The organism is Corallococcus sp. CA049B, assembly GCF_003611685.1.
Taxonomy (GTDB): domain Bacteria; phylum Myxococcota; class Myxococcia; order Myxococcales; family Myxococcaceae; genus Corallococcus; species Corallococcus coralloides.
In genome coordinates this window covers 1-23,407 of record NZ_RAWC01000139.1, presented here as the reverse complement: position 1 = coordinate 23,407, position 23,407 = coordinate 1, and the positions used below count along the sequence as shown (strand labels likewise).

The following is a 23,407-nucleotide window of genomic DNA, read 5'->3' as shown; positions in this document are numbered from 1 at the left end:
GCGGGGGCCTGCGCCTGGGTGCGGGCCGTGCCGGGAAGGAAGCCCGCGTCCTGCAGCTCCGTGACGCTGTCCTGGAACGCGGTGATGAGGCGCTGCAGGTCCGCGTCCGAGTGCGCCGTGGTGAAGAAGCACGGGAAGCCATCCCAGATGTGGATGCCCTTGTCGCGCAGCAGGCAGAACAGCAGGTCCGCGTTGGCGACGTCCGACGTGACGAACGTCTTCCACAGCGACCCGAAGTGCTTGATGCGCAGCGGGGCGCCCACCTCGTCGAAGAAGGCGTTGAGCGTGCTGGCGAGCGTGTCCGCCTTGGCGCTCACGCCGCGCTGGAGCTCCGGGCCCGCGGCCTTCATGTGCTCCAGCGCGGCCTTCGCGGCGGCGAGCGCCAGCGGGTGGCGCACGAACGTGCCCGCGAAGTACGTCACGCCCACCGTGGGCACGGAGTCGTCGCCGAACTGCCAGTGGCCGCCGTCCAGCGCGTCCATGAACGGGCGCTTGCCCGCGATGACGCCAATGGGCATGCCGCCGCCCACGACCTTGCCGTAGGTGGCCACGTCCGCCTGCACGCCGAAGAGGGCCTGCGCGCCGCCCGGGTGCATGCGGAAGCCGGTGATGACCTCGTCGAAGATGTAGACGGAGCCGGACTTCTGGGTGAGGTCGCGCAGCTGGTGCAGGAACTCGCGCGGCTGGAAGTCCGGGCGGCGGCTCTGCACGGGCTCCACCATGATGGCGGCCAGCGAGTCCGCGCGGGCGCGCAGGATTTCGAGCGACTCCGGCGTGCCGTAGTCCAGCACCAGCACGTCCTGCACCGCGCCCGCCATGATGCCCGGGGCGGCCGGCACGGTGCGCAGGCTCTTGGTGCCGCGCACCAGCACCTCGTCGAAGATGCCGTGGTAGCTGCCGCTGAAGATGGCGATGGTGCTGCGGCCGGTGACGGTGCGGGCGATGCGCATCGCGCCCATCACCGCCTCGGAGCCGGTGTTGCAGAGCGCCGCGCGGTCCGCGCCGGTGAACTCACAGACGAGCTTCGCGACCTCGCCGGCCAGCGGGTGCATGGGCCCCAGCTCGTAGCCGTCGTCCACCTGCTTGCGCACGGCCTGGGTGATGAAGTCCGGCGCGTGGCCGAACATCACGGACCCGAAGCCGTTGAGCGCGTCCAGGTACTCGTTGCCGTCCATGTCCCAGAGCTTGGAGCCCTTGGAGCGGTTCACCGCGAGCGGGTAGATGAGCTCCTTGAGCAGCGGGCGGAAGCCCGTCACCACGCGCGGATCCGACAGCTGGCCGCGGTTGTCCTGGGCGTAGCGCTTGGAGCCCTGCGTCTTCGCGTTGTAGCGGCGGGTGAAGTCCTCCAGGAACGTCTGCTGGCGGGGCGTGAGCGCGTCCTTCGGCGCGAGGCTGATGCGCGCGATGGCGCCAAAGGCCTTCTTCACGTCGTACTTCACCGGGCTCTTGAGGTCGGCCTCATCCTGCGCGGCGGCCGGAGCGGGCTGGGCGGCCTGCGGCTGCGCGGCGGAAGCCTGCTCGGCCTGCGCCTGCGCCTGCGCGGGCTGCGCCTGCGCGGTGGGCGCCGGAGCGAAGGCCTGCGGGGCCACGGCCTGCGCGGGCTGACCGGACAGGAGCGCGAGCTGCTGGGTCATCAGCCAGAGTTGCTGCGCGACGACCGCCTGGAGGCTGCCGGCGGGCGCGGCCATCGCCTGGGCCTGGAACGCGGCACCGGCGGAGGCGAACTGCGCGGGCACGGCCTGCGCGGGGAAGGCGCCAGCGGCCTGGACCGGGAACGCGGCGGCAACGGGCGCGGCCTGGGCCGGGAACGCGGCGCCCGCGGACGGGGCGACCTGCGGCTGTCCGAGGATGTTCGCGGTCAGCTGCGCGGCCGGCGCGGCGGCCACCGGGGCAGGAGCGGCCTCCGCAGGCATGCGGCCGTCGAGGAACGCGGCGAGCTGTCCCAGCGACGGGACCTCTTCCAGCAGCTGCCGGAACGTCACCTTCACGCCGAACTGCTTCTGCACCGCGAGCGCCGCCTGCGTGAGCACCAGCGAGTCGAGCCCCAGCTCCAGGAAGCTCGCGCCCGGATCCGCGTCGGCCAGCTCCAGGCCGCTCAGCTCCTCGAACAGGTTGCGCAGGGTGGGGACGAGACGCTCGGCACGGGGAACAGGGGCGGGGCTCACGGAGACTCCGGTGGCGGGTGTTGGGGCGGGCACTGGCGCCCGCTCGAGGTCGATCCAGTGGCGCTGCCGCTGGAAGGGATACGTGGGAAGGGTGACGCGCTGGCGCTGCTCGTCGCCGTGGAAGGCCCGCCAGTCCAGGGCCACGCCCCGGCGCCAGAGCTGGCCCGCGGCGGTCAACAGGGCGCTCCAGTCCGCGGCATCGCCGGTGGACTCGCCCAGGGAGGCAAACACCCGCGAGCGCTGGTCGGCCGTGGCCTGCTGCCGCGCCAGCGTGGCGAGCGTCACGCGCGGGCCCACCTCCAACAGCAGGTGGTCGCCCTTGTCCCAGAGCGTGCGCAGCGCGGGAGAGAAGCGGACCGTGTCGCGCAGGTGCCGCGCCCAGTACTCAGGCGACGTCGCCTCGGAGGCCTTCAGCCACGTGCCCGTCGCGGTGGAGACGATGGGGATGCGCGGCTCGGACAGGCGCATGCCCTTCACCGTCTCCAGGAAGGGCGCCACCGCGGCGTCCATCATCGGCGAGTGGAACGCGTGCGAAGTCTGGAGCATCCGGCACGCGGTGCCCTCCGCCTCCAGCGCGGCCTGCAGCCGCTGCACGGCCTCCGTGGGCCCGGACACCACGCACAGGCGGGGCCCGTTGTCCGACGCGATGGCCAGCCCGTCCGTCAGCTTGGGCGCCACCGCTTCGGCGGACAGGCGCACCGACAGCATGCTGCCCGGCGCCTGCGCCTGCATCAGCTGGCCGCGCTTCGCCACCAGGTGCAGCGCGTCCTCCAGCGTGAAGACGCCCGCGAGGCACGCGGCGACGAACTCGCCCACGCTGTGGCCCACGAGCGCGCCCGGCCGCACGCCCCAGCTCCACCAGAGCTGAGCGAGCGCGTACTCCACCGTGAACAGCGCCGCCTGCGCGAACGACGTCTGGCGCAGCGCCTCCGCGGCCTCGGGAGACTCCGGCTCCCTGGGGAAGAGCACCTCGCGCAGGTCGCGCCCGAGCAGCGGCTCGAGCACCTCCGCGCACGCATCCACCGTGGCGCGGAAGGCCGGCGCGTGGCGGTACAGCCCGTGCGCCATGTCCGGGTGCTGCGAGCCCTGACCCGGGAAGAGGAACGCGACGGGCGGCGTGGACTCCAGCGCGGGAGCCTCAGGCTCCGCGGCCGTCAGCGCCCGCACCGCCTCCTCATGGGTGCTGGCCACCACGGCGCGGCGGAACGGGAACGCCTTGCGGCCCGTGGCCAGCGTGTGCGCCACGTCCGCGAGCGAGTCCTCCGGATGCGCCTGGAGGTGCGCGGCCAGCCGCAGCGCCGCCTGCGTCACGGCCGCGGGCGTCTTCGCCGAAACCGTCAGGAGCTGGCGCGGCTTCGACGGACCGGAGGCCGGACGCTCCGGGGCCTCCTCCACCACGACGTGCGCGTTGGTGCCGCCCACGCCGAACGAACTCACGCCCGCGCGCAGGGGACCCGTGCCCTCCGGCCACGCGGAGCGCTTCGCCTGCACGAAGAAGGGGCTGCGCGGGAAGTCGATCTTCGGGTTGGGCGTCTGGAAGTGCAGCGTCGGCGGCAGCTCGCGGTGCTTCAGCGCGAGCACCGTCTTCAAGAGGCCCGCCACGCCCGCCGCGGCGGTGAGGTGGCCGAAGTTGCTCTTCACCGAACCGATGGCGCAGAAGCCCGTGTCGGACGTGTGCGCGCGGAACGCCTGCGACAGCGCCTCCACTTCGATGGGGTCGCCCAGCGGCGTCGCCGTGCCGTGCGCCTCCACATAGCGGATGGTGCGCGGGTCGATGCCCGCGTTCGCGTGCGCCGTCGCGATGGCGGTGGCCTGGCCCTCCACGCCCGGCGCCGCGAAGCTCACCTTGGCCGCGCCGTCGTTGTTGATGCCCACGCCGCGCAGCACCGCGTGGATGACGTCGCCGTCCGCCTGCGCGTCCGACAGGCGCTTGAGCACCACCGCGCCCAGGCCGTCGCTGAAGAGGGTGCCGGTGGCGTTCGCGTCGAAGGGGCGGCAGTGCCCGTCCTGGGAGAGCATGCCGCCCTCCTGGTACAGGTGGCCGGACCTCTGCGGCACCGTCACGGACGCGCCGCCCGCGAGCGCCACGTCGCACTGGTGCGTCTGGAGCGCCCAGAAGGCCTGCGCCACCGCGACCAGCGACGTGGAGCACGCGGTGTTGAGCGACAGCGCGGGCCCGCGCAGGTCCAGCTTGTGCGCGACGCGGGTCGCCACGTAGTCCTTCTCGTTGGCGACCATCGCCTGGAAGGCGCCCACCCGGCCCACGATGTCCTGCCGGGGCAGCACGTGCAGCGGCCCGTAGCTGTTGTTGTGCGTGCCCGCGAAGACGCCGATGAGGCCGGGGTACGTCTCCGGCACGCAGCCGGCGGACTCCATCGCCTCCCACGCCGTCTCCAGGAACAGGCGCTGCTGCGGATCCATCACCTGCGCCTCCTTCGGCATGATGCCGAAGAAGGCCGCGTCGAACAGCTCCACGCCGTCCAGGACGCCGCGCGCCCGCACGTACTCGGGGGCGTCGCGCTCGGCGGCGGGCACGGACGGGTCCAGCTCCTCGCGCGTGAAGGTGGCGACGGACTCCACGCCGCCCACCAGGTTCTTCCAGAACGTCTCGACGTCCGGCGCGCCCGGGAAGCGGCCCGCCATGCCGATGATGGCCACCGGCTCCGCGCCGCCCGCCGCCTGCCGCCGCTTCGCCTGCCGCGCCTCCGCCAGCTGCTTGAGCGACGGACGCGACGCGTCCCCCGTCAGCACCGCCGCCAGCTGCGCGACCGTGGGGGACTGGAACAGCTGGACGATGGGGATCTCCAGCCCGTGCGCCTGCCGCAGCCGCGCCACGCACTGGAGCGCGAGCAGCGAGTTGCCGCCCAGCTCGAAGAAGCTGTCGTGCACGCCCACCCGGTCGATGCGGAGCAGCTGCGCCCACGCGTCCGCGATGGTGCGCTCCAGCGGCGAGCGCGGCGCGACGAACGCCTGCTGCAGCTCCGGCCGCGTGGGCAGCGGGGCGGGCAGGCCGCGGCGATCAATCTTCCCGCTGGGCGTGCGCGGCAGCGCGTCCATCACCACGAACGCGGAGGGCACCATGTAGTCCGGCACCCGCGTGGACAGGTGGCGCCGCAGCGCCCCGGCCGCGTGCTCCAGCGCGCCGTCCGGGACGACGTAGGCGACCAGCCGCTTGTCGCCGGGCACGTCCTCGCGCGCCACCACCGCCACCTGCTTCACCGCCGGGTGGCTGCCCAGCGCGACTTCAATCTCGCCCAGCTCGATGCGGTAGCCGCGCACCTTCACCTGGCCGTCGATGCGGCCCAGGAACTCCACGTTGCCGTCCGGCAGCACGCGCGCCAGGTCGCCCGTCTTGTACGCGCGCTCGCCGGTCGCGGGCTTGAGCGGGTGCTGCACGAAGCGCTCCGCCGTCAGCGCCTCTCGGTGCAGGTAGCCCTTCGCCAGGCACACGCCCGCGAGGAACAGCTCGCCGGACTCGCCCTGCGGCACGGGCTTCTTCTGCTCGTCCAGCACCAGCAGCTCGCAGCCATCCACCGCCTTGCCAATGGGCGGCAGCGCGGGCCACGTGTCGGGCGAGCCCCGGAGCACGTAGCTGGAGACGACGTGCGTCTCCGACGGGCCGTAGTGGTTGTGCAGCGCGCAGCCCGGCAGCGCGGCGAAGAACGCGCGCAGGTGGTGCGTCACCTGGAGCTGCTCGCCCGCGGTGACGACCTCGCGCAGGGCGGGCGGCACCTTCTGGTGCGAGGTGGCGATCTCCGCCACGTTCTGAAGCGCGATGAAGGGCAGGAACAGCCGCTCCACGCGCTCGTCCGCCAACAGCTGCAACAGCAGCACGGCGTCCAGCCGCAGCTCGTCCCGCACCAGCACCAGCGTTCCGCCGGAGCACCAGGTGCCGAACAGCTCCTGGAACGACACGTCGAAGGACAGCGGGGAGAACTGGAGCGTGCGCGTGCCCGGCCCCGCGATGGACTGGCCCAGCTGCCACGCGATGAGGTTGGCGAGCGGCCGGTGTCCCATGGCCACGCCCTTGGGCGTGCCCGTGGAGCCGGACGTGTAGATGGCGTAGGCCAGCCCCTCCAGGCTGGACGCGTCCACCGGCGAGCCCGGGGCCTCCGGAGCGAAGAGGGCAGGGGACTCATCCAGGCACAGCACCGGGCCCGCGAAGGCAGGCAGCCCCGCGCGCAGCTTCGCCTGGGTGAGCAGCACCGGCGCCTTCGCGTCCTCCAACATGAAAGCCAGACGTGGCGGGGGATAGGCCGGGTCCAATGGCAGATACGCGCCGCCTGCCTTCAGCACGGCCAGCACCGCCACCACCATCTCCACCGAGCGCTCCAGGCACACGCCCACGAGCACGTCCGTGGTGACCCCCAGGCCCCGCAGGTGGTGCGCGAGCTGGTTGGAGCGGCGGTCCAGCGCCGCGTACGTCAGCCCCGCTCCTTCGAACCGGACCGCCTCGGCGTCAGGCGTCCGGGACGCTTGCGCGGTGAAACGCGCCACCACTGTCTGCATGTGCGCTGCGTCCACGGACTTATCCCCCAGGGCCATCAGACCGTCAGGTTCCGAGCGTTTGAGATTGAAGAGGATGGGAAAGACGGGCCAACCCGGTCGCACAGCATGCCATGCCTGGAATGGAATGATCGCGTCTGGGCAGATTCCTTACATCCCGACGGACCCTCGGCCGCTCCCCAACCACCACATTCAGAGAAAGCGCGAGAAGAACGCCAGCACCCTGCGTGGATATTCTTCGGGCGAAATCGGGAGGTAGCTCTCGTGCCCCGCGCCCGGCACGCGCCACTTCTCCCAGGGGCCTTGACCCTGGCGGAGCAGGTCGTCCAGGGCCGCGTCCGGCACCCACGGATCCGACTCTCCCGCCACCAGCAGGACGGGGCGGCCCGCGAGCGCGGCCATGTGCCGTGCGGGCTGCACGGCGTTCACGTCCACGCCCGCGCGCTTCATCACCCCCAGCGCCGGCCACAGGCCCAGGGGACCCCAGTGGCCCAGCTCGTCCTGGAGCGCCTGCGCGGGCGCCACCGCCGCGGCCTCCACCACCACGGCCTTGAGGCGCGGATCCTCCGCCGCGGCCTTCAGCACGGAGTAGCCCCCCAGGGAGAACCCGAGCGCGCCGATGCGCTTCGCGTCCACCTCCGGCTGGAGCGCGGCGAAGTCCACCGCCGCCCGCACCTGGGCCGCCTCGCGGTCGCCGTAGGTTGACACCGTCCCGCCGCTCTCGCCGTGCGCGCCCAGGTCGAAGAGCACCAGCCCGTACCCGGCCCGGGCCAGGAAGCGAGCCTCGGGCAACAGCTGCGTGCGGTTGCCCGACAGCCCATGGACCAGGACGACGAGCGCCCCGTCGCGCGGCGGCAGGTACCAGCCCTTGAGCTGGAGGCCGTCGCGGTCCTGGAACGCCACGTCGCGCAGGCCGGCGAGCTCCGCGTCCTTCGGAGGACTGCCCACCGGTTGCCGGGGCGGGTGCACCTCCTGGGAGATGTAGCGCGCGCTGCGCACCGCGACCCAGGCCGCCATCGCCAGCAGGGCAAGGCCTCCCAGCACCAGCCCGGCGACGAGCGGACGCTTCACGCGGACTCCCGCGCCACCCACGCGTCGACCTTCGCCTCCAGCACGTCCAGCGGCAGCGAGCCCGTCAGGAGCACCTCGTCGTGGAAGGCCTTCACGTCGAAGCGCGTCCCCAGCGCGGCCTCCGCCCTGTCTCTCAGCGCGCGGATGCGCAGCTGGCCGACCTTGTACGCCAGCGCCTGGCCGGGCCACGCGATGTAGCGGTCCACCTCGTTGGTGACGTCCAGTTCCTGGCGCGGCGCGTTCTCCATGAAGAAGTCCAGCGCCTGCTTCCGCGTCCACCGCTTCGCGTGCAGGCCGGTGTCCACCACCAGCCGCACCGCGCGCCACATCTCGTAGGCGAGCTGGCCGAACTTGTCGTGCGGGTCGTCGTACAGCCCCAGCTCGTCGCCCAGGGACTCGCTGTAGAGCGCCCAGCCCTCATCGAAGGCCACGTAGGACGTGAAGCGGCGGAAGTCCGGCACGTCCGTCTGCTCGTTGGCCAGGCACACCTGGAAGTGGTGGCCAGGCACGGCCTCGTGCAGCGTCAGGGGCACCATCTCCCAGACGGGCCGCGTCTCCGGTCGGTAGAGGTTCACCTGGAAGGTGCCCGGGCGCGAGCCGTCCGCGGCGGCCGGGAAGTAGAAGCCCGTCGTCACGTCCGGGGCCATGGCCTCCGCGATGGGCTCGACCACGTAGGGGGTCTTCGGCATCGTCCGGAACAGCCGCGGCAGCAGCGGATCGATGCGGCGGGCCAGCGCCCGGTAGCGCGCGAGCAGCGACTCGCCCGTGGGCTCGTAGAAGCGCGTCTCCGTGCGCAGCATTTCGAAGAAGCCCTGGAGCGTGCCGGTAAAGCCCGTGCGCGCCATCACCGCGTCCATCTCCGCGCGCAGCCGCTGGACCTCCGCCAGGCCCACCGCGTGGATCTCCTCCGGCGTCATCCGCGTCGTCGTGTGCCGGCGCGCGAGCACCGTGTACAGCGCTTCGCCATCCGGGAACTGCCACACGCCCACGGTCTCCGGCGCGGCGGGCAGGTACTCCGTGGTGACGAAGTCCAGCGCGCGCTTCAGCGCGGGCACCACGGTGTTCGCGATGGCCTCACGGCCGGCCTGCGAAAGCCTCCGCGCGTCCTCTGGAGAGAAGTCCTTCGGCATGCGGGTGAAGGGACCATGGAAACCACTCTGCGTGGGGTCCTCCACCACCTGCCGCTCCAGCTGCGGCGGGATGCGCTGGAGCACGATGCGCGGGTGGATGCGGTGCTGGCGCATGCCCTCGCGCATCAGCGCCACCACCTGATCCGCGTAGGCGCCGAAGCCTTCCAGCCGCTTCACCCAGTCCTCGTAGTCCCGCACCGTCTCGAAGCGCAGGGTGTCCGCCAGCTGATACGCCGTCTGGAGCCCCGGCGGCATCTTGAGCCCCTCCGGCAGGCACCCCATCTGGTTGAGGGGCATGAGGTGCCACTTCACCCCGTACTCCTCGATCCACGTCTCGTGCATCCGGCGGAAGAGGTCCAGGTGCAGCCGGTCCGCGTCGCTGTCCAGCGAGGCGCGGTCCACGTCCTGGAGCCGGCGCAGCACGGCGTGGCTGTGCTGGTGATCCGCCTCCAGCGCCGCGAGGCTCAGGTCATCCCACCGGTCATTCCAGCGCCGGTCCCCCAGGAGCGACGCGTAGGTGGGGTACTGCTGGAGCGAGTACTGCCACTCCGCTTCCAGCAGGGCGTGCAGCGAAGCGGACGCGGCGCCGCGCTGGGGGACGGACTCGGATGACATGGACGGACTCCGGCGTGGAAACCGCGGCTAGACGAACAGCGAAGGATCGAACTCGTCCACGTTGACCGGCAGCAGCCGGGGCAGGGGGCGCTGGAACACGCGGGCGTTGAGCTCCAGGTCCACGACCTTCAGGCCCATGGGGGTGAGCTCGCGGAACTTCTGGCTCACATACTCGCGCAGGCCGAGCACGGCGACCTGGCGCTTCTCCTCCAGCAGGGGCTTGAGCGCCTCCGCGAAGTCCGCGCCGTCATGGCTGGCCAGACCCACCGCCGCTCCCGGGCGCTGGGTGCGGATGTTCTCCAGCAGCTTGAGGATGCCCAGGTCCACGACCTTCTGGTCCGGACGGCCGTGCAGCAGCGCCACCTCACAGCCCGCGGACTTCAGCGCGCGCACGAAGCCAATCATCGCGTCCGGCAGCTGCTCGCCGCGCGAGTTGAGCACCACCACGCAGCGCACGGGCTTGGGGAAGTACGTGTCGCAGAAGGCGACGAGCCGGTCGAACTGCACCCGGTCCTGGGGCTCGGGCTTGCGCCCGACGATGTTGGAGACGGCCCAATCGACGTTCTCGGCATCGATGAGGACGTAGGAGGCTGCGGCGGGACGTGCGGATTGCATGACGGGGACAATACGCGGGCTGCCGGCCGTTGGGGGTTTTCATCGACCCAGGCGAATTCGTTGGAACTCCTCCATCAGCAGTTCCGCCACGCGCCGTACGCGGGGGATGTCGAGCGCGGACTTCGCGCACACCAGGTGCGTTTGGCTCCGGGAGAAGGGCCCCAGGTCCAGCTCCAGCGGCACCAGCCGCGTGAGGCGGGGGAAGCGGTGCGCCATGCGCGCCATCACCATGGCGCCCAGGCCGGCCTCCGCCGCCGCGAGCATCACCAGGTAGTTGTCCGCCGTGAAGGACGGGGAGAAGCCGGGGATCATCGACTCCAACTGGGGGTTGGGTGGGACGGCTTCGTAGGGCGGCGCCCAGGCCACCCAGGGCAACTGCTGGAGCGACACCTTCCTTGGCAGCCTGGCCTTGAGGGCCTTGGACACGAAGACGGCGTTGGGGACCTCCAGGGTGTCCACGAGCTTCAGGTCCGCGCTGGTGGGCGGCCGTCCGCGCAGCGCGAGGTCCGCCTCGCCGCGTCCCAGGTCCAGGTATTGAATCTGGGATTGCACCTCCAGGCGCAGGCCCGGGTGCTTCTGGGAGACGAAGGCGGCGAAGGGGGCCAGGAAGTCGAAGCTCATGTAGGGCGTGGCCGTCACGCGCACGATGCCCCGGGGAGAGCTGTCCGCGGACTCCGCCGCGCGGTGCAGCTCCCCGGCCCACTCCGCCATCTTCTTCGCGGGCACGAGCAGCCGCTCTCCGGCCGCCGTGAGCGCCGCGCCATCCACGCTCCGGCGGAACAGCGCGGAGCCCACCGCGTACTCCAGCGCGGCCAGCCGCCGGCTCACCGTGGGCTGTCCGATGCGCAGCCGCCGCGCGGCCCCGCTGAAGCTGCCCGTCTCCGCGATGGCGAGGAACAGCCGGGCGTCATCCCAGGAGATATCCATGAATGGATGGCATCATGCCGTTTTCGCGGATTCCCATCCACGGACGCATCGCGCATCGTGCCGCCTGTCCCGAACGCCCGGTGCCTCGCGCCGGAAGGAAGAAGGAGTCCGCCATGAAGTCCTCCCTGCTCGCGCTCTGCCTCTGTGTCGCCGGGTTCGCCACCGGCTGCGCCACGTCCTCGCACGGCGTCCAGAAGTCCGCGCTCGGCGTGACGCGTCCGGCGGACGCGGTGCTGGCGGAGCTGGACGTGCCCGGGCCGGTGGAGCTGGAGACGGTCACCTCGTGCGACTGGGTCGCCGGCCGCGGCGGGCTCCTCAACCTGGACCACCCGGCGGCGAAGGCGGCGCACCTGGAGGACGGGGACGAGCCCGTGCAGGTCTTCTTCCACGCGCTGCGCCACCCGACGAAGGGGATGTACATCGTGGACACCGGCGTGGAGACGGCCCTGCGGGACGCGCCGGACCGCGCGGCGCTGGGCGGCATCGTGGCGAACGCGATGCACCTGGAGAAGATGACGGTGCTGGCGCCGCTGGGCGAGTGGCTGGCGAAGCAGCCCCAGCCGCTCTCCGGCGTCTTCCTCACGCACCTGCACCCGGATCACATCAGCGGCATGGCGGACGCACCGGCGGGGACGCCTGTGTACACCGGCCCGGGCGAGGCGGGCCTCCGCGCCTTCCGGAACCTGGTGGTGCAGGGCGCCACGGACCGCGCGCTGGAGGGCAAGCCGGCGCTGTCGGAGTGGAACTACACGGCCGACCCGAAGGGCCTCTTCGAAGGCGCGGTGGACATCTTCGGGGACGGCTCCGTGTGGGCGCTCTGGGTGCCGGGGCACACGCCGGGCAGCACCGCGTACCTCGTGCGCTCCACGAAGGGGCCGGTGTTGCTGTTGGGCGATGCCAGCCACACGCGCTGGGGCTGGGAGCACGACGTGGAGCCGGGCACCTTCACGGAGGACGGGCCGCGCAGCGTGGAGAGCTTCAAGAAGCTGCGCGCCTTCGTCGCGGCGCACCCCCAGGTGGAGGTGCGCTTCGGCCACCAGCACTGAGCCGTGCTGCTCCCCGGAACGCGCGGCGGTAGGCGAGGGGACTGGTGGAGACGAAGCGCTGGAAGTGTTCACGGAAGGTGGTGGGCGAATGGAAGCCCACTTCTTCCGCGACGGCCTCCACGGACCGGCCGGTGGTCTCCAGCAGGTGCTGGGCCCGGCGCACGCGGGCGCGCAGGAGCCACTGGAGCGGCGTGGTGCCGGTCTGCTCCCGGAAGCGGCGGCTCAGGGTGCGCTCGCTCATCGCGGCCTTCCGGGCGAGGGCCGGGAGCGTGAGCGGGCGGTGCAGGTGGTCCTCCATCCAGCGCAGGAGCGGCTCCAGCGACGCGCCTTCCGGTGAGGGTGGTGCGTGGGTGATGAACTGGGACTGGCCTCCGTCGCGCTCCAGCGGCATCACGGCCAGCCGCGCCGCGTCCGCCGCCACGGCGGAGCCATGGTCGCGCCGCACCAGGTGCAGGCACAGGTCCAGGCCCGCCGCCGCGCCCGCGGAGGTGAGGAACTGGCCGTTGTCGACGTAGAGGACGTTCGGATCCACCTGGATGAGGGGATGGCGCCGGGCGAGTTCCTCCGTGCCCAGCCAGTGGGTGGTGGCGCGCAGCCCGTCGAGCAGCCCGGTCGCGGCCAGGATGAAGGCCCCGGAGCAGATGGACGCGATGCGCGCTCCCCGGCGGGCCGCCGCGCGCAGTGCCTTCAGGAGCTGGGGTGGAAAGGGTGCGGAGACCTCCGCGATGCCGGGCAGGACGATGGTGTCCGCGCGGGCCAGCACGCCCAGGCCGTGCTGGGTCTTCACCCGGAACGCGCCCGCGTGGACCTCGGGCGTCACGCCGCAGACTCGGACCTGGTAGCCCGCGCCGCCGCCCGGCAACCGCACGCGGCCGAAGACCTCGGTGGGAATCGAGAGGTCGAAGGGCACGACTCCCTCCAGCGCGACGATGGCCACGGTGTGCATGGCGGGAAGATGCCAGGGCGGGGGTGTTCCCGCCAGCCGGGGACCGTGGCGGGAAGTCGTTGAAAGCTGGCGTTTCCGCCACTCACCGCGCGGATGACGCGCGTGCCATACAGGCGGGGTGTGTCGAATGCACGGTGAGGGTGCCGGGTGTTGATCTACCGCTTGCTGCTCCTGCTGAAGTTCGTGGGTGTGGTGCTCTACGGCGGCGGGCTCGTGGGGGCGCTGGCCGCGACGGAGTCCTGGGACCGCAAGCGCGCGGTGCACGCCATCGCGTCACCGGGGTTGGTGGTGACATGGACGGCGGGCTACCTGCTCACGCTCCAGTTCAACATCGCGTTGACGGAGGCGTGGATCCTGGGCGGGCTGACGCTGTCGCTGGTGTCGCAGCTGGCGCTGGTGGCCATGGCGTCCAGGGGGCGGCGCACGGTGGCGGGGGCGTTTTGGGCCGCGGTGCCGTTCTTCTGCGTGTTGGTGCTGATGGTCTTCCGGCCGCGCTGGCCCTGGGTGGACACATGAATGCGCTGAGACAGCTGCGGTGGGTGGCCTTCCTGGAGGGGATGTCCTTCCTGGGGCTGCTCTTCATCGCGATGCCGGTGAAGTACCTGTTGGATCAGCCCCTGGCGGTGAGGATTACCGGCAGCGTCCACGGGCTCCTGTTCCTGCTCTTCGTGTCGTCCCTGTTTCGCGCGGCATCCGAACACGGCTGGACGGCGCGCCGTTCGCTCGCGGTGTTCGGCGCGTCGCTGGTGCCGTTCGGGAACTTCGTGCTGGACCGCTCGCTGCGGCGGGAGGAGCGGGGGCAAAGTCGCCCTGCCGATGCTCTTACTCCGGATTGAGCTTCAGTCGCATGTCGACAGCGCCCTGCCGCGCCTTCTGCACGGCGAGCAACCAGTCCGCCCAGACGGCGGGGTCCGCGGGAGTGCCGTCATCGAGCAGGGACATGCTGCCCAGCAGTCCGCCCAGCTCGTCCGAAGGAGTCAGCGCGTACAGTCCCTTGAGGTATTCGTACATCGCTGCGTAGGCCTCTTTGATTGTGAGCACGTCATTCATCGTGGCCTCATGGGCGGGTGGGAGCGGAGAGCCCCATCTGGGTGTTGTAGTCGCGTGCCACCGGATTCAGTCCTCCGTTGATGATCTCTCCTTTTCGGACTTGGACCCAGAGTTGAGTGCCATCCGGATTGAGTCTCGCGGACCACATGTTGCCGAACTGGTCGGTTCCAAGCCTCGCGGATTCATCCGCCGCCAGCTCCTGAAGCAGCCGCCGATTGCCGGGTGTGTCAGGGAGATGCCCTGGCGCCGATCGGAAGATGTGCTTCGCCCTCCCTTCTGGAATGCCGATGCGAATCGGGGCGGCGCCACCCGAGGGCGTGTCGCGCGCGCTCATTGCTACTGCATTCGGAGCAAGAGTGAGCGTGACAGTCGAGGCACCTACCGAGACCGCCGTCACGTCTCCCACTGTCGTTAGTACCAACCCCATCTGGGTCTCTGCCTGTAGGGCCGCCTGTGCGGAGCCGGGGAGCCTGGGAACCCTCGCCGCCAGTGCGGGGGCCGAGGAGCCGATCGCCGCGGTGGCCAGCATGGCGAAGGCTCGTGCCGCGTTGCGGCCCATGATCTTGCCGTAGCGTTCCCCTGCCTCCCGCAGCGCTCCGAATGTGGTGGCCCGGTCCGCGGCTTCCACCAGTTGCTTGAAGCCCACGATGAGGTTCCAGAAGGTGTCGACGCCCACGTAGGCGATGAGCGTGGCGGTCATCACCGCCGCGACTCCCTTGGAGAGGGGCTCCGGCACCGAGAGCAGGATGAGATACGTAGTCCAGGTCCATAGGACGGTCGTCAGCACCGCCTGGGGATCGGCCATGTTCCTGAATGCATCCTGCATCTCCTCCAGGACGACACCCTGGGCGAGCGCCATGGCCAGCGCATAGCGCCCATCCCCAGTGACCGTGGGACCTTCCACCAGCAGGCGCAGGCAATCGCCAGGTCTGCCCGTGCGTTCGCACCAGTGCAGGTAGGCGCGCGTCAGGTCTACGTCCGGGGCAGAGGCGTACGCCTCCGTGTGTTCGCCTGGCCCGAGCGGGGTGATGCGACGGCTGGTTGGGTCGAACAGATATGACCCGCTGCGCGGATCCACCTGCCACAGACGTCGGGCTGCTTCCTGGGGCTGACTTGAGGGCCTCACGGAACGAGCCAGTTTCTCCACGGCCCTTACGAAGTCATCCGCGTCCACCCTCACCGGCGCGTCATTCGCGCGCGGATGGATCCTGACGGATGTACCGTCGCCTGTGTCCAGTCGCACCGTGCGAGAGGCTCCACTGCATCCGGCGATGGCCAGGAGCAGAAGCGGTAACGACCAATGGATCCGCATGCGGAGCCCCCTGGAACAAACCCGTTCCCGAGAGGCTCCTACAGTCGAACGAGCCCTGTGAAGCCGTGCACGGGCGGAGGACTCCGCCACCTGACACCGAGGCCACGTCCAGATGGATGCAGCCCCGGGCACCACACCTACCGCAGCCGGAACGAACCCTCGGAGATGATCAGCAGCTCCACGCCGGTGGTGGCCTTGGGTCCGAAGGCCGTCAGGGTGGCGGTGGCGCCTCCGCGCACCGCGGCGTCATAGGTGGCGAAGGCGTTGACCACCGCGTCCGCGAGCACCGTGGCGGACGCCTTTCCGGACTGTTCCAGCACCGTGACCAGCGTGGCTTCGAGCGTCGCGCCCGCCTGCGCTCCCGTGTGCACCGCCGAGTCGAAGGCGAGCTGGTTGCTGCTCGTCACCCCCAGCTGCGCGCCCATCACGGACGTGCTGCCGCCAGTGGCGAGCTGGGCGTTGTAGCCCGTCCAGGCCGTCGCGGCGGCGCTGGCCGACGTGGCGGATGAGAGGTTCGCGCGCAGCGACGTGGCGGCGGTGTTCGCCTGTTGCACCGTCAGGTCGGTGGCGCTCGCGCCCTGGAGCAGGGCCTTCACGGCGGCCTCGGTGGTCCGGGCCTCCAGCGCGGCGGCGGCCCGCACCGACGCGTCCGCGACCGCGACCCCTGCTCCCGAGGCCAGCCGCGCATCCACCGCCATGCGGTAGGCCACGCTGGCCTCGCGCTCCGCCTGCTGGTCCTGCGCGTCGTTCGCCTGGGGCGTGGCCGCGCGCACCGCCGCGAAGAACGTGTCGTACGCGCCCGCCGCGGACTGTCCGCCGGCATCCAGCGACGCATCCAACTGCGCGGACGCGTCCAGGGACGCGCTGAAGAGCTGCTCCTGCGTGACGACCACGCCAGCCCGGGCGTATGCCTTGATCCGCGTCGCCTGCGCCGCGCGCACCGCCGCGGCGAGCGCCTCCACGGACCCGGTCGCCGTCTCCTTGAGCTGGCCCCGGACCGCCGCCGCCTGCTCCGCGTTCAGCCGCGCGCGCAGGTCCACCGTGTCCACGCTGTTCGCCGCGTCCCCGTCCCGCGCCATCTGGACGAAGACCTCCGCCTCCAGCGAGGACTCACTCGTGATGGGCGGCGCCGTGCGCACCTCCTGACCGGACTGCGGCGCCGTGGAGTCCAGCACCGCGGAGCCCACCGTGGCGCCCGCCCGGTTCACCGCCTCGATGACCAGCCGCTGCCCCGCGTCGTCCAGCTCCAGCGTGTAGCTGCCATCCGCCGCGACGTCGGCCTCCGCCAGCGTCGTCAGGTCGCCAGCCGCCACCACGCGGCTGATCCGCACCGTGGTCGCCGCCGAGACCGTTCCATCCCCGGCCAGCGCGGGCGCGCCGTCCGTGAGCCCCTGCGACTGCTGACCGCCTCCGTTGGTGACGTGGCCCCGGACCTTCACCTTGTCGCCGCCACAGGCAGCAAGCATCCAGCACACCAGTGCACCCAGAACCACTTCACCCGCGCGACGCTTCTGCATGTGTGGGGAGCTCCCGGCCGGGCGGAAACCGCCTCGGCGTCATGGCCGGAATTACGCACCAGGGGATCGGCTGGATTCAAGCCGCCGTCAGCTCATCTTCTCGAGCAGGTGCTGGAGCTGCATCTGCTCCGCCGCGCTCAAGCGGCCGAGCCGCGCGCCGAACGCCTCCGACAGCATCGCGAGCCCCTTCGCCGTCACCTTGCGGCCCGCCGGAGTCACTTGCAGCCGGTGCCGCCGCAGGTCCTCCGCGTCGAGCTCCCGGCGCAGGAAGCCCGCCGCCTCCAGCCGCTTCACGTACACCGTGATGGTCGGCTTCGGCATGCTCAGGGTCGCCGCCAGCTCGGCCGGGTAGGGGTGCTCCTCCACCTGCGCCAGCACGAACAGCTCCTTCGTGTCCAACCCCAGTCCGGAGATGTCGGGCGACACGCCCGCGATGACCGACATCAACAGGTTGTAGTTCAGCGACCAGATCTTCGCCGGGTCGATTCTCGACATGGGACCTTGCGCGGAAATTGGTACAAAATTAAATCAATTCAAGGCTGAACCCATTCGGCCTCCCTGAAACGGTAACACAGCCCCTGGAGACCCCATGCCTCTCGACCACTACGTCACGCTCGGCCGCTCTGGCCTGCGCGTGAGCCCGCTGTGCCTTGGAGCGATGACGTTCGGTGAAGACCTGGGCTGGGGCACCAGCGTGGAGGAGTCCCAGCACATCCTCGACCGGTTCATCGAACTGGGCGGCAACTTCATCGACACCGCGAACTTCTACACGAAGAGCCACTCCGAGAAGATCATCGGTGACCACGTCGGCAGGCACGCTGCCCGGCGCGACCGCCTGGTCATCGCCACGAAGTTCAGCGGCAACCTCTACCCCGGCGACCCGAACGGGGGCGGCTCCGGCCGCAAGTCCATCATCTCCGCGTGCGAGAACTCGCTCCGCCGCCTGCAGACCGACTACATCGACCTCTACTGGCTGCACAACTGGGACAAGCACACGCCCATTGACGAGACGATGGCCGCGCTGGAGGACCTGGTCCGGGCCGGCAAGGTCCGCTACCTGGGCGTCTCCGACACGCCTGCCTGGAAGGTCGTCGAGGCCAACGTCACCGCGCGCTTCCGGGGCTGGTCGGCCTTCATCGGCTTGCAGATCGAGTACTCGCTGCTGGAGCGCAGCGTGGAGCAGGAGCTGGTCCCCATGGCCCTGGAGCACGGGCTGGGCATCACCCCCTGGTCGCCGCTCAAGAGCGGCGCGCTCAGCGGCAAGTACACGCGCAAGAACGCGGGCCAGCTGAAGGGAGACCGCGGCGCCTTCCTCGAGCCCTACCTGAACGAGAAGACGTACACCGTCGTCGACGCGCTCGAGGCCATCGCTCGCGCGCATGAGAGCACCCCTGCGCGCGTGGCGCTGGCCTGGGTCATGGCGAAGCCGGGCGTGGGCTCGACCATCATCGGCGCGCGGCGGATCGCGCAGCTGGAGGACAACCTGAAGGCCGCCGACGTGAAGCTCACGGCCGAGGAGCTTTCCCGGCTGGATGCGCTCACGAAGCCCACGTTCGGGTTCCCGCAGAGCATGGAGCCCATGTTCCCCGCCATCCACAACGGCGGGACGACGGTGAACGGCGTCCAGCTGCCGGCCTCCCCCTTCGGCGTGGAGAAGGGCGACAAGATCTACTGACCGCCGTCGGGGCCGGGGCTTCGTGCCCGGCCCCGCCGGCGTCAGTCCGCCAGCATGAAGCCCACCTTGGCCCTGCGCGCCTGCGCCGGGAAGCCGCGCGCCACCGCGTCCGCCAGGTAGCCGGAGAGGTTGGGGAACACGTAGTCGCGCTCCGCGGCGGTGTTCAGCCCCAGCCACGAGGCCAGCGTCCAGCCGTACTGCTCCACCGTGAGCGTGGGAATCCAGCGGCCACGCTCATCCGTGGAGCCGTCCAGCGAGCCCGACAGGTCCAGGTCGGGGAAGGTGCCGTAGAGCTTCTTGCCCGCCACGCGGTTGCCCAGGACGATGGCGTGGCCACCCCAGGCGTGGTCCGTGCCGCTGTCGCCGTTCTCCAGCAGCGTCCGGTTGAAGTCGCTCATGGTGAAGAGCGTGGCCTGCGGCGCGTTGGAGCCGAAGGCGGCCTGTGTCTCCAGCAGCGTCACCGACTTCTGGAAGGCGTCGAGCGCGAAGTCCAACTGCTCCAGGAGCTTCGGCTGGTCCACGTCCTGGTTCTGGTGCGTGTCGAAGGAGCCGAAGCCCACGGAGAACACCTGGCGCTTGAGGCCCAGGCCCGCGTTGCTCACCGGCATGGCGCCCGCCACCAGGTCGCGCACCACCTGGTAGAGCTGCGTGTGCAGCGTCCACTTCGCGGTGTCCTCCGGCGGCAGCGTGGGCACGAAGTAGCCCTCAATGGCGTCACGGGTGGCCTGCGGCAGCTGCGCCCACGCCGCGTCGCGCGCGGCGGCGCGGGCGGAGGAGAAGGTCTGCGCCGTGGTGAACACGCCCGCGTAGGCCGTCTCCAGCACGTTGCCGTCCTGCACCGTCATCACGTCCGCCAGCGCCGCCTGCTGGAGCAGGTCGAAGTCCGACGGCGGGGTGTTGACGGTGCGGAACGCGAGCGTGCCATCCGGGGCGACCATCATGGGCTTGCGGTCCACGCCCGCGCAGAAGCGCGGCTTGCCACCAAACGACGTCACCTCCGGGTAGTCCGGCGGCGTGCTGGTGTTGAGGACGTGGAGCTTGTCCGCCGCGCGGCCGCCCCAGCCCGTGACCTTGATGTCGGAGGTGGCGGTGCTGGAGCCCGGGTTCGCCAGCGCGCTCGCCCAGGCGTCCTGCTGGTCGCTGTGGGAGAAGAGGTTCTCCGGAACGGAGGTGCCGCCGGCCAGGTAGTCCGCCTTGGTCAGCGGGAGCACCAGCGGGCCCACGTTGCACACGAACGCGGCGCGGCCCGCCTCGAAGTGCGCGCGCAGCTTCGAGAGCGTCTTGGGCAGCGCGAACGAGCCCGCGGCCAGGTCCGTGGGGTTGATGAGGTCCAGCTGGTCCGTCTTCAGGCCGATGGTGGGCCGGGCGGCCAGGTACTTCGCGTAGGCGTTCGCTTCGCGCGGGATGAGGATGTTGTTGCTGTCATTGCCTCCCAGCAGGAAGACGCAGACGGCCACGCGGCTGCCGGAGTAGCCAGCAAGGGTGGCGGCGTGCGCGTTGCCCACCCAGCGGGGAAGGGCGGCCGCGGCGGCCAGGAAGCCCAGGCCCTGCGTGGCGCGCCGGAGGAACTGGCGACGGGTCGTGGTCATGGGGCTCACCGCTGGATCTGGAAGGAGGGAGAGAGGAACGTCAGGTAGAGCGCCAGCTTCTTCTTGCGGATGAGCGTGTTCGCCCGGCTGTCACCCATGGCCGTCAGCAGCTTCTGCTCCAACTCCGGCGCCATCGTGCCGTGCAGCCAGTAGCGGCCCAGGTACGCGACCAGGTCCGTGTGGGTGGATGGCAAGAGGTCGTAGTCCACGGTGATGCCCGCGTTGGTGGCGGCGCTGGAGTAGAGGAACTCGTGCAGGAAGTTGGCGCGGGCCGTGAGGGTGGCCGTGTCCAGGATGGCGAACTCCGGTCCCACCAGGCCGTCCGCGCCCGGTAGCGGCGCGTTGGGCGGGTAGTAGCTGAACACCGAGGGCGCGCGCGGCACCGACTGGTTCATCGACCTGCTCCAGTTGCTGAGCTTCAGCCCCGGGTCCTTGGTGGCCGTGTCCAGCGTGGGCTCCAACCAGCGGACCACGTTGGTGACGAACAGCGCGGGCGAGCGCAGGTGGCCATAGCCGGGCCGCAGCGCGAGGGGCGGCTGGGCGCCGCGTGCTTCGTTGTCCTCCAGGATGGCGCGCACCACGGCCTGGAGGTTGCCGCGCGCGCCGGTGCCGTCGTTCTTGAAGACGTTGGCCACGCGCTTGACGTAGGCGGGCGTCGGGTTGCTCGTGACCAGGTGCTGGATGAGCTGCTTGCTGATGAAGGGCGGGACGTTGGCGTCGTTGAAGACGTTGTTCAGCGCCTGGTTCAGGTGCGTGGTGATGTTCCCGTTCGCCGTGGTGGTGACGCCCCGCAGGAGCACCTGGCTGCTCGTGTCGTGGTTGTCATTGCAGGGCATCAACGGGTTCTTGTAGTCGGGCGTATTGTTGGCGGCGCCCCTGGCCGGACACGCGGCGGCGTTCCAGGTCCAGCCGGACAGCGCGTGCGCGAAGGCCTTCACCTGCTCCTCGGTGTACGCGCGCTGCCGGTTGCCGTTGGCGTCCAGCGCCGGGGTGCCGTCCAGGTTCAGCTTGTCCGTGCCCAGCGTGAACAGCTGGAGCATCTCCCGCGCGTAGTTCTCGTTCGGGTCGATGTCGTTGCCCTGCTTGTCGAACGCGCGGTTGTTCGCCATGTCCAGGTAGCGGCCCATGGCGGGGTCCTTCGTCACCGCCTCCAGCAGCGTGCGGAAGTTGCCGAAGGCGTGCTGCGACAGCAGGTTCATGTACCCGGCGAGCGCCACCTTGGAGTCCACATAGGGCGTCTTCGTGGACTCCGGGATGCCGTTCTGGGAGACGACGAAGATCTGGCTGAGCGCGAACGCCACGCGCTGGCGGAGCTGGTCCTCCCCCGTCACCGCGCGCTGGAAGAACTGCGAGCCCAGGTCCTGGGCGCTCTCCCCGTCGAACGGCGTGGCGGGCTGGAGCGCGAACTGCTCCGTGAGCGACTGGGTGATGCCCACGGACATCACGCGCTCCACGGTGCCCACCGGCGCGGGGGCCACGCCGCGCGCCAGCTTGGGACCAAAGGAGGACTGCTCCAGGAAGCGGATGCTGTTCGCCTCTCCAGGCGTCTCCAGGGACTCCGCGGCCTGTTCGGCCCGGCCCAGGACTTCCTGCTGTTCAGGGGGAGGGGACTCTGTTGCGGAAGGCCCGTCAGCCTGTGTGCAGGACGTGGCGCACAGGGCGAGGGCCAGGGCGGTGCGACGAAGCATCCGGGATCTCCTGGTGACTGCGGGGGGGGAGCAACCCCGGAACGCCGGGGCCGCGACGTCGCAAAAGATTCTAGGTGATAGGTGAATTCATTTAAAGCAGCTTTTTCTGGTTGTGCCGGAAGCGGGAGACGCCGGGGGTTTCCTCTCGCCCGGATGCGGGGTGCGCGATGGTGTAGGAAGGCCTCGTGACGCCTCAGAGCCTCCCCACGCGCCCCGTCTCCACGGCCGCCTTCCATGGCGTGACGCTGGCGTTCTTCGCGGGCTGCGCCGCGTGGCTCGTGCGCGAGTCGCGGGAGCTGGGAGGCCGTCCCGGGATGATGGCGCTGGGGGTGGCGGTGGCCTCGGCGGGACTGGCGCTCTTGGCGCTGGGGGCGCTCGTGGCGCTGCTGCGGAGCGGGAGACTCCTGGCGCTGCGCTCGCGCGCGGAGATGGGCACCTATGCGCTGGTGCTCGCGACCATGGCCGTGCTGGCGCTGGTGGGCCTGCGGCTCTTCTCGTCGGAGGGGCGGCCCGCGCTGGCCACGTTCTGCCTGGGCGTCGCCGGGTGGCTCGCGGGGGTGGGGCTGCATGGCGTGCCCGCGCTGTTCCTGGGCCCCACGGGCTTCATCGATTCGCTGGGGCGGCGCACGCCGTTCTCCCGGCTGGAGTGGTTCTCACTCCAGCGGGAGACGGGGGACCTGCCCCGCGTGCGCCTCCAGGCGGGGCAGGGGACGCGGCTGCTCCTGGCCGCGCGGCTCGCCAGCTCGGACGAGGACGCGGTGCGGACCGCGCTCGCCGGAGCGGGCCTTACTTCCCAGCGGCGGTAGCGTCCTTCCACGGGTCTCCGCCCACGCCGAAGGCCTCCAACCGGAAGGACTGCGTGCCGGAGACGCTCACCAGGCCCAGCACCGGGACGCTGGGGGACCACTGGGCGATGATGCCTCCGGCGTACGAGTACTCCGACACCGCCAGCTTCTTGCCGGCGATCGTCTCCGTCGTCTCCCGCAGCGGGTGGGGCCTCCGGTCGGCGCCCGGTTTGTTGAACGGCGCGGGCGTGTCTTTCGGCGGACGGCCGGGCACGCGCAGGCGCATGAGCAGCACGCTCTTCGCGCTGAAGCGCTCGCCCTCCACCAGGAAGTCGAAGCCCACGCGTCCGGCTGCGGGCACGTCGAGCTCGATGACGATCCACCGGCCGCGCTTGCCCTCGTGGCGTCCCGGACCGCCCAGCTTGATCACGAACTGCGGGGGCCCGTCCGGCGACATGTTCACGTAGCGCGCCCAGCCACCTTCACGCACGACGAGCGGCAGGCCGAACAACGCATCCGGCGCGCTGTCCTGCGCCCGCGCGGGCAGGGCCCCCAGGCCCACGAGCAGCAACGCGAGCAGCGTCAGGAATCGTCCCACGCGGCCCCCGGACTTGTCCGGCGCGGAGCCCCGGACCGATAGTGCTGTTCCCATGCGCCGCCTCCTGTATCCCGTGTGCACCGCCGTGCTGCTCTCCGCCACGCCGGCCATGTCGGCCGCGCCCGACGCGGGCCTCGCTCCCGCCCCGACGGTGGCCCCCTCCGACGCGGGG

Annotated in this window: 18 protein-coding genes; 5 read left to right on the top strand and 13 right to left on the bottom strand. The window is 71.0% G+C overall.

All coding sequences use genetic code 11. From position 1 onward, the window contains the following. The 5 genes from D7W82_RS26025 to D7W82_RS26005 all read right to left on the bottom strand — a co-directional run. Nucleotides 1-6,710, bottom strand: a 6,710-nt coding sequence (locus D7W82_RS26025; protein ID WP_120620934.1) for a polyketide synthase, incomplete at its 3' end; no start/stop codon positions are given. Between the two features lie 153 nt (nucleotides 6,711-6,863). After that, nucleotides 6,864-7,742: an alpha/beta hydrolase gene (locus D7W82_RS26020; protein WP_147439535.1), complete on the bottom strand. Its 879-nt coding sequence runs from the start codon at nucleotides 7,740-7,742 to the stop codon at nucleotides 6,864-6,866. Next, the gene (locus tag D7W82_RS26015; protein ID WP_120620932.1) at nucleotides 7,739-9,487 is read right to left on the bottom strand and encodes a DUF885 family protein; all 1,749 of its coding nucleotides are present in this window, start codon (nucleotides 9,485-9,487) and stop codon (nucleotides 7,739-7,741) included. Before D7W82_RS26015 ends, D7W82_RS26020 begins: the two co-directional genes overlap by 4 nt. A 27-nt stretch (nucleotides 9,488-9,514) precedes the next feature. Next, complete coding sequence (locus D7W82_RS26010; RefSeq protein ID WP_120620931.1) at nucleotides 9,515-10,102, bottom strand: NYN domain-containing protein; 588 nt, start codon at nucleotides 10,100-10,102, stop codon at nucleotides 9,515-9,517. 39 nt (nucleotides 10,103-10,141) lie between these two features. Beyond that, the gene (locus D7W82_RS26005) at nucleotides 10,142-11,029 is read right to left on the bottom strand and encodes a LysR family transcriptional regulator (protein ID WP_120620930.1); all 888 of its coding nucleotides are present in this window, start codon (nucleotides 11,027-11,029) and stop codon (nucleotides 10,142-10,144) included. Between the two features lie 113 nt (nucleotides 11,030-11,142). On the opposite strand from D7W82_RS26005, the gene D7W82_RS26000 reads away from it, so the two are divergent. Next, a complete protein-coding gene (locus tag D7W82_RS26000; protein WP_120620936.1) occupies nucleotides 11,143-12,075 on the top strand; it encodes an MBL fold metallo-hydrolase in 933 nt (310 codons plus the stop codon). Here the strand turns inward: D7W82_RS26000 and D7W82_RS25995 are convergent. Then, nucleotides 12,008-13,021: a GlxA family transcriptional regulator gene (locus D7W82_RS25995; RefSeq protein ID WP_120620929.1), complete on the bottom strand. Its 1,014-nt coding sequence runs from the start codon at nucleotides 13,019-13,021 to the stop codon at nucleotides 12,008-12,010. The genes D7W82_RS26000 and D7W82_RS25995 overlap by 68 nt on opposite strands. A 147-nt stretch (nucleotides 13,022-13,168) precedes the next feature. On the opposite strand from D7W82_RS25995, the gene D7W82_RS25990 reads away from it, so the two are divergent. Continuing rightward, entirely contained in the window at nucleotides 13,169-13,537 is a 369-nt protein-coding gene (locus D7W82_RS25990) for a hypothetical protein (RefSeq protein ID WP_120620928.1), read from the top strand. Continuing rightward, a complete protein-coding gene (locus D7W82_RS25985; RefSeq protein ID WP_120620927.1) occupies nucleotides 13,534-13,857 on the top strand; it encodes a DUF3817 domain-containing protein in 324 nt (107 codons plus the stop codon). The genes D7W82_RS25990 and D7W82_RS25985 overlap by 4 nt, the downstream gene beginning before the upstream one ends. Here the strand turns inward: D7W82_RS25985 and D7W82_RS25980 are convergent. The 4 genes from D7W82_RS25980 to D7W82_RS25965 all read right to left on the bottom strand — a co-directional run bounded on the left by D7W82_RS25980 (nucleotide 13,844) and on the right by D7W82_RS25965 (nucleotide 17,395). After that, nucleotides 13,844-14,071: a hypothetical protein gene (locus D7W82_RS25980; protein ID WP_120620926.1), complete on the bottom strand. Its 228-nt coding sequence runs from the start codon at nucleotides 14,069-14,071 to the stop codon at nucleotides 13,844-13,846. The genes D7W82_RS25985 and D7W82_RS25980 overlap by 14 nt on opposite strands. A gap of 7 nt (nucleotides 14,072-14,078) precedes the next feature. Then, entirely contained in the window at nucleotides 14,079-14,930 is an 852-nt protein-coding gene (locus tag D7W82_RS41065) for a hypothetical protein (RefSeq protein ID WP_199727829.1), read from the bottom strand. 590 nt (nucleotides 14,931-15,520) lie between these two features. Continuing rightward, nucleotides 15,521-16,900 carry a hypothetical protein gene (locus tag D7W82_RS25970; RefSeq protein WP_120620925.1) on the bottom strand — a complete coding sequence of 460 codons (1,380 nt, stop codon included), beginning with the start codon at nucleotides 16,898-16,900 and terminating at the stop codon, nucleotides 15,521-15,523. Between the two features lie 87 nt (nucleotides 16,901-16,987). Continuing rightward, nucleotides 16,988-17,395 (bottom strand): MarR family winged helix-turn-helix transcriptional regulator, encoded by a 408-nt coding sequence (locus tag D7W82_RS25965; protein ID WP_171423480.1) that lies wholly within the window; start codon nucleotides 17,393-17,395, stop codon nucleotides 16,988-16,990. Between the two features lie 94 nt (nucleotides 17,396-17,489). Here D7W82_RS25965 and D7W82_RS25960 point away from each other — a divergent pair, with 94 nt between their 5' ends. Continuing rightward, the gene (locus D7W82_RS25960) at nucleotides 17,490-18,575 is read left to right on the top strand and encodes an aldo/keto reductase (RefSeq protein WP_120620924.1); all 1,086 of its coding nucleotides are present in this window, start codon (nucleotides 17,490-17,492) and stop codon (nucleotides 18,573-18,575) included. A gap of 41 nt (nucleotides 18,576-18,616) precedes the next feature. Here the strand turns inward: D7W82_RS25960 and D7W82_RS25955 are convergent, their stop codons facing one another. Continuing rightward, a complete protein-coding gene (locus D7W82_RS25955) occupies nucleotides 18,617-20,164 on the bottom strand; it encodes a DUF1501 domain-containing protein (protein ID WP_120620923.1) in 1,548 nt (515 codons plus the stop codon). Nucleotides 20,165-20,169: 5 nt separating this feature from the next. Next, nucleotides 20,170-21,852: a DUF1800 family protein gene (locus D7W82_RS25950; RefSeq protein WP_120620922.1), complete on the bottom strand. Its 1,683-nt coding sequence runs from the start codon at nucleotides 21,850-21,852 to the stop codon at nucleotides 20,170-20,172. A gap of 185 nt (nucleotides 21,853-22,037) precedes the next feature. Between D7W82_RS25950 and D7W82_RS25945 the strand changes: the two genes are divergently transcribed. Further along, nucleotides 22,038-22,658 carry a hypothetical protein gene (locus tag D7W82_RS25945; protein WP_120620921.1) on the top strand — a complete coding sequence of 207 codons (621 nt, stop codon included), beginning with the start codon at nucleotides 22,038-22,040 and terminating at the stop codon, nucleotides 22,656-22,658. Here D7W82_RS25945 and D7W82_RS25940 read toward each other — a convergent pair. Next, nucleotides 22,639-23,289: a hypothetical protein gene (locus D7W82_RS25940; protein WP_233587933.1), complete on the bottom strand. Its 651-nt coding sequence runs from the start codon at nucleotides 23,287-23,289 to the stop codon at nucleotides 22,639-22,641. The genes D7W82_RS25945 and D7W82_RS25940 overlap by 20 nt on opposite strands. Nucleotides 23,290-23,407 lie beyond the last annotated feature (118 nt).